7 protein-coding genes and 1 tRNA gene are annotated in these 13058 nt (G+C 73.4%); 4 read left to right on the top strand and 4 right to left on the bottom strand.

The window, feature by feature from the left end; all coding sequences use genetic code 11:
* Nucleotides 1-151: 151 nt before the first annotated feature.
* Together ACWGJ2_RS10215 and ACWGJ2_RS10210 are read right to left on the bottom strand one after the other, a co-directional pair.
* Nucleotides 152-853 carry a LysM peptidoglycan-binding domain-containing protein gene (locus tag ACWGJ2_RS10215; protein ID WP_453345565.1) on the bottom strand — a complete coding sequence of 234 codons (702 nt, stop codon included), beginning with the start codon at nucleotides 851-853 and terminating at the stop codon, nucleotides 152-154.
* 350 nt (nucleotides 854-1203) lie between these two features.
* On the bottom strand, nucleotides 1204-3225 hold the full coding sequence (locus tag ACWGJ2_RS10210; protein WP_453345564.1) for a protein kinase domain-containing protein: 2022 nt from the start codon (nucleotides 3223-3225) through the stop codon (nucleotides 1204-1206).
* 319 nt (nucleotides 3226-3544) lie between these two features.
* On the opposite strand from ACWGJ2_RS10210, the gene ACWGJ2_RS10205 reads away from it, so the two are divergent.
* Complete coding sequence (locus ACWGJ2_RS10205) at nucleotides 3545-5563, top strand: NB-ARC domain-containing protein (RefSeq protein ID WP_453345563.1); 2019 nt, start codon at nucleotides 3545-3547, stop codon at nucleotides 5561-5563.
* 31 nt (nucleotides 5564-5594) lie between these two features.
* Here ACWGJ2_RS10205 and ACWGJ2_RS10200 read toward each other — a convergent pair whose 3' ends face one another.
* Entirely contained in the window at nucleotides 5595-7340 is a 1746-nt protein-coding gene (locus ACWGJ2_RS10200; RefSeq protein WP_453345562.1) for a translation initiation factor 2, read from the bottom strand.
* A gap of 181 nt (nucleotides 7341-7521) precedes the next feature.
* On the opposite strand from ACWGJ2_RS10200, the gene ACWGJ2_RS10195 reads away from it, so the two are divergent.
* Nucleotides 7522-7977, top strand: a complete 456-nt coding sequence (locus tag ACWGJ2_RS10195) for a hypothetical protein (RefSeq protein ID WP_453345561.1) — start codon at nucleotides 7522-7524, stop codon at nucleotides 7975-7977.
* A gap of 236 nt (nucleotides 7978-8213) precedes the next feature.
* Here ACWGJ2_RS10195 and ACWGJ2_RS10190 read toward each other — a convergent pair.
* A tRNA-Arg gene (locus ACWGJ2_RS10190) sits at nucleotides 8214-8289 on the bottom strand.
* A gap of 349 nt (nucleotides 8290-8638) precedes the next feature.
* On the opposite strand from ACWGJ2_RS10190, the gene ACWGJ2_RS10185 reads away from it, so the two are divergent.
* Complete coding sequence (locus ACWGJ2_RS10185) at nucleotides 8639-10522, top strand: GTPase domain-containing protein (protein ID WP_453345666.1); 1884 nt, start codon at nucleotides 8639-8641, stop codon at nucleotides 10520-10522.
* 5 nt (nucleotides 10523-10527) lie between these two features.
* The gene (locus ACWGJ2_RS10180; RefSeq protein WP_453345560.1) at nucleotides 10528-12957 is read left to right on the top strand and encodes a dynamin family protein; all 2430 of its coding nucleotides are present in this window, start codon (nucleotides 10528-10530) and stop codon (nucleotides 12955-12957) included.
* Nucleotides 12958-13058: the final 101 nt, after the last annotated feature.

Below are 13058 nucleotides of genomic sequence, written 5' to 3'. Positions count from 1 at the left end.
CTTCTCCGTTCACGCACGATCATATGGTCGGTGGGCCCGTACCGAGTGCCCGGCGAAGGCGGCGGGGAGGAAAGCGGGGGCGAAAAGAGCCGTGGCCCGCGCCCTCGGGGGGAAGGGGCGCGGACCACGGCGGTCATGGGGAGGGGCGGTGTCAGCCGATCCGGAGCTGCTGGCCGGGGAGGATGAGGTCCGGGTCGCCACCGACGACGGACTTGTTCTCCTGGTAGAGCTGCTTCCAGTCGGTGCCGTGCGCGGCGGCGATGGTGCCCAGGGTGTCGCCGGACTTCACGGTGTAGTCGCCGCCGGAGGACTGCCGCTGCGGCTGGACCGGAGCGGACTCCTGCTGCGGCTTCGCCTGCTGCTGGCTCTGCTCGTTCTGTCGGCTCTGACCCTGGTTCTCGCCCTGGCTCTGCTGCGAGCTGCCGGAACCGCTGCCGCTGCCGCTGCCGCCGCCCGTGCTGACGTCGGGCGAGGGGCCGCCCGCGCTCAGGTTGCCCGCACCGGCGCAGCTCCAGGCGCCCGGGCCCTGGATGGCCAGCAGCTTCTCGGCCGCGGCTATCTGCTGGCCCTTGGTGGCGAGGTCCGCACGGGGCGCGTACTGCGTGCCACCCGCGGCGGCCCAGCTCGAATTCGAGAACTGGAGGCCACCGTAGTAACCGTTGCCCGTGTTGATGCTCCAGTTGCCACCGGACTCGCACTGGGCGACCTTGTCCCAGGTGTCGACGGAGGCGGCCTGGGCACCGGTCGCGCTCATGAGCGGAACGGCGACGGCGGCACCCGCGACGCCGGTCACGGCTGCGATACGGGCGGCCTTGGTGGGGCGGCGGTGACGGCCCTTGCCGGAGAACAGCATGGTGTTTCTTTCCTTACGGTCGCGGCTGTCCGCCGTCAGGGGGGCGGCGAACGGGTCGAGCGGTGGCGACCGTAAGCACACCCGTCCTGATGCGCCAAAAACCGTCAGGCGAGATCAAATTGCCCCCAGTGCGGCGCGGAAACCGTCATCGCCGCAGGTCAATCCCTATGGGGGCGAAGCGGACAATGAGTCTTCGGGTGGCGAAGCCGGAGAGAAGCGTCACACCGGTACGGAGCGGAGCGTGGTCGCGCGCCCACGACCCGTGTGACCTGCACACCTGTCCGCGCGGACTCCTCGTGGGCCGCCCTCACGGGGTGGCGTGTGCGGGCCCGTTCGAGGGCCGCGCCGGGTCAGCGCGCGGCGGCGAGCCTGGTCTCGTGGAAGCCGGTGATCCGCTTGACGACGAGGGCCCCGAGCACGGCGGCGGGCACGCAGCAGAGGTTCTCCACGACGGCGAAGGCGGCCGAGACGGAGGTGGTGGCGTAGCCGCCGTCACCGGCCCAGCCGATGAACGAGGCGACGGTGGAGAAGAGGAGGAAGAGCAGCCACATCGCCCACCAGAGGCCGACCAGGGGGCTCTTCACGCCGATGAGCGGCAGGGCGCCGCCGCCCGTCGCGACGGGTCCGAACGCGCCGCCCGGCGGGGTGTGTCCGAGCGCGGTGCCCGCGCCGTTCCCAGGGAGGGAGCCGGGGCCCTGTCCTGGAACGGGGCCGGGGACGGCGATGGGGCCTTCGGGGCGGCTGGCGGCCCAGATGTCCTCGATGACGCGCTTGGGCAGGAAGAGATTGGCGACGGGCAGGAACCAGCCGACGACCGCCATGCGCTTCCCGTGCCGGTTCCAGCCCGGCGCGAACACCTCGGCGTTGAGCCGTACCCGCCAGAACCACATCGACCACGCGACGACGAGTGCCACACCCGTCAGCGCCCCGAGGACTTCGAGGAGCAGCCCGGCGCCGCTCGGCCCGGCCCTGCCGTTCAGCATGTTGAAGTCGAGGGGGCCTATCCGGCCTCCCGGCTCGTTCGAGACGCCGCGCGTCCCCGCCATGTGGAAGGGGAGGCTGAGGGCGGCGTACACGGCGTACGCGATCAGCAGCCAGTAGGTCCGCCGCGCCAGGTCGCGCGGCGACTTCGCCCCGGCCGTGGGCGCGTTGCCGACGGCACCGGCCCCTTGTCCGGTGTCTCCGGCGTCTCCTGTGTCCCCGGCTTCCGCCTCTACGGCGTCCGTGGCCGACGGGGTCACGCGCGGCGGTTCGTCCAGCGGGGGCCCGAAGGCGCCGACGGGCGCGGGGCCGGGCGCCGGGACCGGAACCTGGGCGTGGGCACTGCCGTACACCTCTCCGTAGGGCGCGGACCCTGGAGCCATCGCGTCCGCCGCCGCGCCCGCCGCGCCCGCCGCTCCCTGCGCGCCCCGCGCGTCCGGCACCTGCCCGTCGCCGCCCGGCCCCTGGCCCTGCCCCGGGCCGGGCAGCGGCTCCTCGTGGTCCAGCAGCTCCGCCGCGTGCCGCCCGAGCTGCGCCAGGACCTCGCCCGGCAGCCAGGCCGCGTCGATCCGCTCGTCGAGCTGCTCAGCGAGCGCGTCCAGTCCGGGCCGCCGGTGCGGGTCCTTGGCGAGACAGGAGTCGACGAGCCCGTGGAGCCGCCCCGGCACGCCCGTCAGATCCGGCTGCTCCTCCGCGATCCGGAAGAGGAGCGCGTGCATGCCGCTGCTCTCGGTGCCGAACGGCATCCGCCCGGAGGCGGCGTAGGCCAGCACGGTCCCGAGGCAGAACACATCGCTCGCGGCATGCACCGGCAGCCCGCGCACCTGCTCGGGCGACATGAAACCGGGCGACCCCAGCAGCGCGCCCGTCCTGGTGAGCGGGCCCTCCGAACGGTCGGCGGCGTCCAGGGCGCGGGCGATGCCGAAGTCGATGACGCGGGGGCCGTCGAGCGTGACGAGGATGTTGGCGGGCTTGAGGTCGCGGTGGACGAGCCCGGCGCTGTGGATGGCCCGCAGCGACTGGACGAGGCCGGAGGCGAGCGCGGTCAGGGTGCGTTCGGGCAGCGGCCCGTACGTGTCGCCGACGACCTCGGCGAGGGAGGGCCCGGCGATATAGCCGGTGGCGACCCAGGGGGTCGCGGACTCGGTGTCGGCGTCCAGCACGGGCGCCGTCCACTCGCCGCCCACGCGCGCCGCGGCCTCGATCTCCCGCCGGAAGCGGCGCCGGAAGTCGGTCTGCCGCGCCAGCTCGGAGCGGACGACCTTGATGGCGACGGTCCGTCCGCGCTCGCTCCGCGCCAGATAGACGCGTCCCATGCCGCCTTCGCCGAGTCTGCCCAGCAGCCGATGCCCACCGATGACGCGTGGATCGTCGGCCCCCAGGCTCTGCATACGCGCGCGCTCCCCACCCCGACCGGCCTCACATGGACGCCCCAGGCTAGGTGCCCTTCCTGGGGGCGTGCGAGGCGGGTGGGGCGAAGCGGGAGCCGAACCGACGCAATCCCGGGGGATGTCGCGCAATTCCGGTAGAAGGCACGAGTGACGCGCTGCCGTGCCGCTCCAGGACCGGCCGAGCGCGCACAGCGCCCGGAACTTCGACCTGCCGGACCCGGACCTTCGGCGGCACCAGACGCCGGCCGGTCGGAGTGTCTAGAGTGCGTGATCACGGGTCGGTGTGTGCAGGGCACTACAGAGGGTCAAGGGGGTTGTCGTGAGGGTCGAACTTCCACCGGAACCGGTGCACTTTGTCAACCGTGACGACGAGCGGGAACGCGCCCTGCGCGCCGTGACGGACTGGCGGAGCCGTTCCCGGCCGCTGGTGCTGGCGCTCAGCGGCCCTGGCGGCCTGGGCAAGACGGAGCTGGCAGTCCTGATCGCCCGCGCTCTCGGGGACCGCTACCCGTTCACGGACGGTGTGCTGTCCGTCGATCTGGACGACTTCCGGGTGGACGGCGTGCTGGACCCCGGTGATGTGCTTTCCCGGTTGCTGGACTCTCTCGGCGTGGCGCCGGACCTGGTGCAGGCGCAGTACGGGGCCCGGTGCAGGCAGTTCTGGAACAGGACCTCTGAAGCAAAAATGGTCCTCCTCCTGGACAACGCCCGCTACGCCTCCGAGGTCGTCCCCCTGCTCCCGTCGTCGGGCGACAGCGTGGTGATCGTCACGAGCCACGGTCCGCTCCACGATTTCGAAGCGGGCGCCGCGGTGGATCTGGCCCTGCCGCCACTGGACGACCAGGCGGCGGCAGAGCTGCTGGAGCGGATCGTCCCGGACCACCGGCTGGCCTCGGACCCGGAGGCGACGCGGAAGATCGTCCGGTTGTGCGGCGGCCTTCCCGCGGCGCTGCACGTAGCCGGCCAGTGGGTACGTACGCACCGGCTGCGTCCGCTCTCTCGTCTCCTCGCCGACCTCACGGCCGAGCTGAACGAGAAGGGCCTGTCCGGCGTGGAGCGGCTCTGGGACGCGTTCTACGCCGATCTCTCCCGCCCGGCGGCTTCCCTCTACCGCTTGCTGGCGCACCATCCCGGTGAGACGTTCACCCTGCACTCCGCCACCGCCCTGTCGGGGCTGGGGCCGGAGGACTGCCGGGACGCCTTGGAGGAGCTCGGGGGAGCCGGATTACTGGATCTGCGCCCGCTGTCGCTGACGGAGACCGGCCAGATGAGGCTGCTGGGGCTGCTGCGCGCGCACGCCCTGCGACGGTCCCGCCAGGAGACGGCGGAGGAGGAGACGGCCGCCGCACAGGCCAGGCTGCTGCGCTGGTTCGCGCGGCAGGCCCAGCTCGCCGACCGGTTCGCGGCCGGCCGTCGGCTGACCGTCGTGGACCGCCTCGATCCGGTCCCCGGCGCGCCGGACGTTCCACTGGAGGACCCGGATACGGCCGCTGACGGCGAGACCCGGGCCGGACACGCCGTACGCGCGGCTCGCTGGCTGGACGAGGAACGGCATGTGCTGTTCGCGTGCTCGCGCCTGGCGCACGCCAGGGGGATGGACACCGAGACCGTGGCCCTGTCCGAGCCCGTGTGGACGCACGCCCTCGACCACCCGCACCAGTCCGAGGTCGTCGACGTCTTCCGGCGCGCCGTGGACGCGGCGGTCCGGCACGGGGGCGACGCGGGATGGCTGGTGCGCACGCGCTGTCAGCTCGCCAGGCCGCTGTGGGAGTCGGAGCGGCTACGCGAGGCCCAGGAGCAGATCGACGGCGCGATGTCCGCCGCTGAACTGCTGGGGGACTCCGTACGGGACCGGAAGCTCGCCGCCTCGGCCGTCGAGCACCGCGGCATGCTCAAGGCCGCGCGAGGCGAGTGGGATGCCGCACTGGCCGACTTCACGGCCGCCCGCGACATGCACCGGGCGATTCCCAACCCCTACGGTGCCCTGCTCCAGACCTATCGGATGGGAGAGGCGAGCGCGAAGACGGGTGACCTTGAGACGGCCCGCCGGCTGCTGTCCGACGCGCATGCCGGGTTCGTGGAGGAAGGGCGCGAGAGGCTGATCGGACGCTCGGCGTTCGCTCTCGCCGGCGTGCTGTACCGACTCGGCCTGACGGGTGAGGCGCGTGAGCTGTACGAGCGGTCGCTCGGACAGGCCGACGGACGTCGCTCGGGCTTCGACCTGGCACGCGTCCATGACGCGCTCGCCGAACTGGACACGGCCGAAGGCCACCTGGCGGAGGCCGAAGAGCATCGCGCGGCAGCACAGGCCTTCCGGCGACGCAACGGCCTGGGATAGCTCCGGGGCAGCCCTGGGGCGGCTCTCTGGGCTAGATCACTTGCTCGGCTTCGGCGTGCGTGGCGGGGCGGAGGGTGATGTGGAAAGTCCGCTCGCCCACGAGGCAGTTCAGCGTGGTGCGGCCGTCCGCGGCGGGCTCCTGGGAGGTCAGCCCCGCGTGTACGGCCGACAGGCCGATGGCCGGGTCGATCCGTGTCACGCGGCCTGACGCGGACCGGGGCTCGGCCTGGACGGAGTAGGCCCGCTCGTGACCGCGCATCCGGAGCAGGCAGGCGCCGTTCGGCAGCACAGCCGCCGCCGAACGGCAGCCCGGGTAGGCGGACAGGGCGTACCGGGTCCACCCGTCGGCGGTCCAGGCCAGGTCCACGGGGGCGGCGGACGGCGGGAGGGGACGACGGAACAACAGGCCGGCGGAACGGGCCAGCCGTTCACTGGCGGCGCCGTGTTCCACGGCCAGGTGGTGGCCGGGGAGCCCGGTGCCGGCCGGATGTCTGGTGATCCGGACGCCGGCCGCGCCGGTCACCACGTGGACGTCGAACGCCGTCGGCACACGTGGCGCGGGCACGGGCGAGGGCAGCAGCCGGGGCGTGACGTCGTAGCCGGGTGGCGCGAGGCCGAGCAGGGCGTAGACCTCGCGCCGCAGCCGGTCCATCGCGTCACTGACGGGCGCGAACGCGGCCTGAGCTGCGGCGTGCCCGGGGCCCGGCCGGTACGCGCGCAGTGCGTCGGCGATCTTGCCGGCGCTTTCCAGCCGCGGTATCCGGTCGAGGAGTACGCCCATCGGGCTGCCGGGTATCAGTTCGCCGCCGCCGCCCGGGTGGACGCTCACGACGGGCCGGTCCCGCGCGGCGCAGTAGTACAGGGCGGCCGATCCGTGGTCGGTTACCAGGGCGTCCCCGGCGATCAGAGCGGAGGCCCACTCCTCGTGCGGGTCAGGCAGGACCATTCCCGCGTCGAGGGCCGGCGCGAGACGTTCGGCCAGCTCGTATTTCCCCAGGGAACTGCGCTCGTTCGGATGGATCACGAGCGCCAACTGATACTCGTCGTACGGCAGGTGTGCCGCGAGCTGGGCGGGCAGTCCGGGATGCCGTCGGATCAGGGATTCGGGACCCCAGGTGGAGGCCAGGACCAGCAGCTCGCGGGCGCCGGTCCCCAGTGCCGCCCGGTAACGCTCACGCAAGGGGGCCGAGGCGAGTACGCGTTCCAGGGTGAGATCGCCGATCACCTTCGCGCGCTGGGCGGCCCGCGGGTCCGCGGTGGCCAGCCTGGTGATCTGCTCGGGGTGGGCCAGGGCATGCAGCGCTGCCGGAGCGTGGTCGTGGGCGCGTCGCAGATACGCCGGGTCCAGTCCGGACGCCGCATGGGCCGAACCTTCGTTGCGGATTGTTTTGTTGAAACCCGCGCCGTGCGGCACGAGGACGCGTGGGCCGCGCAGCAGCCTGAGGTCGCCTTTCGGGCTCGCGGCGACGATCAGGTCGTACGAGTCGTCGCACGCCTCGCTCCACGGCACTGTGCGACCGCCGAGAGCGTCGATCGCCGAGAAGGCGTCGGCTCCGAAGTCGGAGCCGGGGACGAGTGTGAACAGGCGGGTGATCCTGACGTCTCCGGAGAAGACGGGAAGAACGTCGAGCAGGCGGTACAGGGCAACTGCCGAGCGGGCCGCGAACAAGACCCGTCGCCCGTCGCCCGTCGCCCGTCGCCCGTCGCCCGTCGCCCGTCGCCCGTCGCCCGTCGCCCGTCGCCCGTCGCCCGTCGCCCGTCGCCCGTAATCCTTCATTCTACCGGGGCTCGGCGGAAGGGTTCCACGGTTTCCGCAGGTCACGGTAGGTTCATTCGCGTCGTCGGGCGACATGATCCCATCCTATCGGCCGCTCTTCGAAGGGGGGCGGAGCGTGATCCGTGCCGCACGTTCGGCGGAGATGATGCGGCGAGCCGGGGCCGATCGGGAGGATGATGGCATGAGTGACTGGGTAGTCGCCCTGATCGCCGCGGGCTCGGCGGTAGCGGGCAGTGCGGTAACCGGCTGGTACACCCGCAGCGCCGGTATCCGGCAGGCCGCCGCGGCACGTCACGCGGGAGACCGCCAGGCGGACGCGCTGCTCGAATCGGTTCACACGACACTTCGCGCCGAGTCCGTGCAGCGCGAGTTCGCGCTTCGCCGCCAGACCTACATGGAATTCCTCGGTGCCGCCGAGGCGAGGATTCTCACCGAGCGGAGCGGGCGGGGCCACGCCGACGACGAGGTTCTTCTGCAACGTGCCTTGGGCGGGGTAACCCTGGAGGGCCCGCCCGAGGCCGCTGCCGCCGCACAGCACCTCGTCGACTGCCTGCGGCGCCATGAGAGGCCGGATGAACTCATGAGGGCGAAGTCGGCCTTCGTCTCCGTGGCGCAGGAGTGCTGTCGGCCCCGGTGACGACGAGGGGCCGGGGCGCCGGATCAGTCTTCCGGCGTGTCTGGGACAAGGCGCGCAAGGCGGTCTTCTCGCCGCACGGGTCGCGCACGGGTGCCGGGCAGCCGTCGCCGTGCGAGTGGGAGCCGAGCCGACGGGAACTTACGCCGTCGCTACGCAGCCAGCACTAGAGTGCCTCTGACCAGCGAAGATCAGTGAAAAAGCCCTCCCGGTGGGAGGGCTGTCCGCCGTGCCGATGATGGCGCCCCCGGCAGGACTCGAACCTGCGGCCAAGCGCTTAGAAGGCGCCTGCTCTATCCACTGAGCTACGGGGGCCAGTCCTGGTCGCGGATGGGCGTGCGCGCCTCCGGGTGACCATGGCGGGGTCAAGGATAGGGGTCCGGGTAGCTCGCACCGCTTGCTTCACGTCCGCGACACCATGTGGAGGTTCAGTGAAGCGGTCCCGATAATCGCAGGCGGGTGCGATTTGTGCAGCGGTTTTTGCGGCGCGCCGTGAGGGTGTTGCTCAGTCGTTATGGCTGCGCCCGCTGCGGCGGGGCCGTTCTTTGGGTCACATGGGGCGAATGGGGCAATTGCCGAGCGAATGCCGTTGTTTTCCATGCGCAGGGCCGTGGATACGCTTCAAAAACCCGCCAAAATTGGGCATTCTACCCATGTGGCGATCTTGGACGTACGGCCCGAAGTTCTCGACGCGTTGACCGCGCTGCGCGACCGCGTCGCCGCCGCACGCTTTCCGCTGCCGTTGGCGGGCGCCGAGCGCGCGCGCCGTTCGCGGGACGAGCTGCTCGACCAGCTCGACGACTACCTGCTCCCACGGCTGCGCGCGCCCGAGGCTCCCCTGCTCGCCGTCATCGGCGGTTCGACGGGCGCGGGCAAGTCGACACTCGTCAACTCCCTCGTCGGGCGCAGGGTCAGCGAGGCGGGCGTGCTGCGTCCCACCACGCGCACTCCGGTGCTGGTGTGCCATCCGGACGACCACCACTGGTTCGCGGGGCAGCGGGTGCTGCCCCGTCTCGGGCGCGTCTGGATGCCCCGGCAGGACGGCCGTCCGCCGGGCGTGTCGGGCTCCGGCGATTCGGGGGGCTCCGGTGGTTCCGGGGCCGCCGGGGGCACAGATGGCGGAGGTAACGGGCGTGGTCCGGGTGGCGTCGTGGACGTCACCGACGACGAACTGCTCGCCGCTGAGGAGGAGGCCGAGCGCGGCCCCGACGGCGCGGGCCAGGCCCGCGCGCTCCGTATCGAGACCGACCCCGCGCTCCCCCCTGGCCTCGCCCTGCTCGACGCCCCCGACATCGACTCCCTCGTCGCCCGCAACCGCGACCTCGCCGCCGAACTGCTCTGCGCCGCCGACATCTGGGTTCTGGTGACGACCGCAGCGCGCTACGGGGACGCGGTGCCGTGGCACCTGCTGCGCACAGCGAAGGAGTACGACGTCACGCTCGCCACCGTCCTGGACCGGGTGCCGCATCAGATCGCGCCCGACGTGGCCCGGCAGTACGGGCTGCTCCTCGACCGGGACGGGCTCGCCGACGTACCCCGCTTCACCATCCCCGAACTGCCCGAGTCCGCCGGCGGCTCAGGACTGCTGCCGGTCACCGCCGTGGCGGGGCTGCGCGAGTGGCTGACCCAGCGGGCGCGGGATCCCGCCGCGCGCGCGGTCGCGGCCGAACGTACGGCGACGGGCGCGCTCGCGTCCCTGCGCCCTCGTGTCGGCGCCCTCGCGAACGCCGCCGCCGCGCAGCACGCCGCGGCCCAGCGACTGATGGGGCACATCGAGGAGGCGTACGGGGAGGCCGCGGCGCGCGTACGGCAGCGGATCGACGACGGCGAACTGCTGGCCGGTGACGCCGCGGCGCACTGGCGCGGCTTCCCCGTGGACAGCGGCGGCGACGAACTCCTGGACGCCTTCGAGGACGGACTCACCGCGCTTCTCGCCGGTGCCGTCGCCTCGGCGGACGAGCACGCGAACGGTGCCTGGCGCGGCGAGCCAGGTGCTCCGGCGGTCGCCATGGGGGGTGCCGTGGGTGCCGTCGACGCGGGGAGCGCGGTGGGCGCGGTGGGGGACGCGGTGGGTGTCCCTGACGCGGCCGGGGGAGCCGCGAAGGCCGGGGAGGCCGGAGAGGAGGCGCGCGGGCGGATGGGCGTGCTCGTACGGCGGTGGCGCCGCTGCCTCGTAGAGCTGGCCGAGGAGGAGGCGAGGGCCGCCGAGCGGACGTCCGTCGCCGAGGCGGACGAGGCCGCGGGGCTCCTCGCCACGGCGCTGCTGGGCGGCGAACGGGCCCGGGACGCCTACCGGACGCTCCACGGACTCCTGGGCGCCGAGGGCGCGAAGCGCCTCCGTCGGAGCGGACGGCGGCTCCTGTCCACCTATGTGGAGCGGGTGCTGTATGGGGAGCGCGACCGTCGGCTGGCGCCACTGGAGGAACTGGAGGCCACCGCGGATCCGCAGGTGGAACTGATCGCCGCGTTCTCCGTGCTGCACGCCGCTCAGGCGGAACGGCCCGGAACGCGGGCGCGGGAGGTGGCGCAGTGGCAGAGGGAGAGGTGACGGGGATGTCGTCCGAGAACGCCCGTACGGGTGGTTTCCCCGGGGAGGGGGACGAAGAGCGAGACGTCGAGGCAGGGGTCCAGGGGACGTCGGCGGCCGGGGAGCCGGACCCGGGTTCGGAGCCGTCAGCAGGGGGCGGCGCCGTAACCGTGCCGGACGAGGCGAGCGCGGACGCGAGCGTGAACGGGCCCTCCTGGAACGACGGGCTGATCGCGCGCCGCGCGACCCTCGGCCCGGCCACGGCGGCGCGCAGGGCCGAGGCCCGCCACGAACGGGAGAGGGAGCGCGAGCTGGAGCGCGAACGGAACCGTCAGCGAGAACAGGAGGCGCGAGGCCCGGGGGCCCCGGTGGCGCGGGAGACACCCATGGCCGTCACCGGCCGGACCGCTGACTCGCGCCGCGACCCGTACGGCCGTGATACGTACGGCCGTGACGCGTACGTGCGCGGGCCGCAGCGGTCCGGCCCCGGCTCCGGCCCTCACCTCGGCCCCCATCCCGACGACGCGCTGCGGCAGCGGCTCGGGGCGCTGCGCGAGCTGATCGGGCTGTCGCGGGCGCGCGTGGAGGGGCGGGAACTGGCCGAGGCGGGGCGCGTACTCGACGAGGCGGGCGCCCGGGGGCGGCTGCCCCGCGCTTACACGACCGTCGCGATCGCCGGGGCGACCGGCAGCGGGAAGTCGTCGCTCTTCAACGCGCTCGCCGAAGGACGCTTCTCCGAGACCGGAATGCGTCGGCCCACCACGGCCCTGCCGGTGGCCTGCACCTGGGAAGCGGCGGAAGCGGGCGGCGCCGACGGCCTCCTCGACCGCCTCGGCATCGCGCCGGACGTGCGTCACCGCGCCACGGACCGGACGGTTCCGGAACACGGCCACCCGGCCCCGGGCCCCCAGGCGGAGCCGGAAACGGAGTCCACGGGCAGGGACGTCGCGAGCACGGACCCCGTGAGTACGGATCCCGCGAGCAGGGAGACCGCGAACAGAGGCGCCGCGCGCACGGACACCGCACCGGCCACCCCACTGGACGGGCTCGTGCTGATCGACCTGCCCGACCACGACTCGGTCGCCGAGGGCCACAGGGAGCAGGTCGACAAGCTGCTGCGGCTGGTCGACGCGGTGGTCTGGGTGGTGGACCCCGAGAAGTACGCCGACGCGGTGCTGCACGAGCGCTATCTGCGCCCGCTCGCCGGATACGCGGAGGTCACCTTCGTCGTGCTGAACCAGACCGACCGGCTGCCAGGCGAGGCCACGGGCACGGTCCTCGACGACCTGCGGCGGCTGCTGGACGAGGACGGCATGGCGCTGGGCGAGCACGGCGAGCCCGGAGCGCGCGTGCTGGCGACCTCGGCGCTCACCGGTGACGGCGTCGCGGAACTCCGCGCCGAACTCGCCGACTTCGTCGCCACAAGGAACGCGCCCGTACTGCGCCTGAGCGCCGACGTGGACGGCGCCGTGGAACGGCTGCGTCCGGTCTACGCGGACCCGGCCCCGGGCCCGGGCTCCGGCCTCGCTCCCGTCACCGGGGCGGCAGGCGTGGAGTGCGCCGAGGAACCCGTGGGCCTGACGGAGCGCGTACGGGAGGACTTCGAGGACCGTCTGGCCTCGGCCGTGGGCGCCACAGCGGCGGGCCAGGCGGCGGAACGGGCGTGGCTGCGGCACGCGGAGCGCTCGTGCGGTACGTCGTGGTCGCGGCTGCTGCGCCGGTACAGGGCGGGTGCCGAGGCGGGCGCCCGGCAGAACGGTGACGTGGCGGGACCGTCGGTTCCGTCGGGCTCGACGGACGGCGGCGTCGTGCACGGCGCGGACGAGGAAGCGGACAGGGAAGCGGACGCTCCGCGTCCGGGACCGAGCGTCGCGCGCCCTGTGGTGGCACAGGCCGTACGGGAGCTGTCGGAGCGCGCCTCGGCCGGGCTGCCAGAGGCATGGGCGCTGACGGTGCGCGAGGCGGCCTGGCGCGGCGCCGAGGCGCTGCCGGAGGCGTTGGACGAGGCCGTACGGGAGGAAGCGCCGGAGCGGGTGGGGGCGGAGGACTCCGGTTGCTCCGGCACGGGCGTCGCGCCGGCCGCCGGGGGCCCGAGGCCGCGCCCGCCGTGGTGGACGGCGGCGACCACGGCCCAGGGGCTGCTGACGGCGCTCCAGTTGCTGGGCGTGCTGTGGCTGCTCGCCGCGATGGTCGGGCTGAGCGACGGCGCGGGATGGCTTCCGGTGCTGCTGATGGCGGGCGGCTCGCTCGGCGGACCGCTGCTGGCCTGGGGCTGCCGTACGGCGGCGAGGGGCCCGGCACGCGCGTACGGGCTGGAGGAGGAGCGCCGTCTGCGACGCCTGGCGGCGGGGTGCGGCCGTACGCGGGTGCTGGAGCCGGTGGCCGCGGAACTGCTGCGGTACAGGGAGGTGCGGGAGCAGTACGTGATCGCCGCGGGGGACCGCGTCGGGATCTAGGGCCCGCCGGGTTCCGGGGCCCGCCGACACCCCCGCCTCCCTGTCTCTCCGCCTCCCCACTGGCCCCGTCTCACTCGGTCGGGTGAGGGAGTTATCCACAA

Source organism: Streptomyces sp. NPDC054796, assembly GCF_053611545.1.
Note: the sequence above shows the minus strand (reverse complement) of the source record. Positions and strands in the feature narration are given on the sequence as shown.

What these genes read in the sequence shown, in the direction of transcription:
- ACWGJ2_RS10215 (WP_453345565.1), bottom strand. Translation starts at nt 853, where the DNA reads ATGCTGTTCTCCGGCAAGGGCCGTCACCGCCGCCCCACCAAGGCCGCC.
- ACWGJ2_RS10200 (WP_453345562.1), bottom strand. Translation starts at nt 7,340, where the DNA reads ATGAAGGATTACGGGCGACGGGCGACGGGCGACGGGCGACGGGCGACG.
- ACWGJ2_RS10195 (WP_453345561.1), top strand. Translation starts at nt 7,522, where the DNA reads ATGAGTGACTGGGTAGTCGCCCTGATCGCCGCGGGCTCGGCGGTAGCG.
- ACWGJ2_RS10210 (WP_453345564.1), bottom strand. Translation starts at nt 3,225, where the DNA reads ATGCAGAGCCTGGGGGCCGACGATCCACGCGTCATCGGTGGGCATCGG.
- ACWGJ2_RS10180 (WP_453345560.1), top strand. Translation starts at nt 10,528, where the DNA reads ATGTCGTCCGAGAACGCCCGTACGGGTGGTTTCCCCGGGGAGGGGGAC.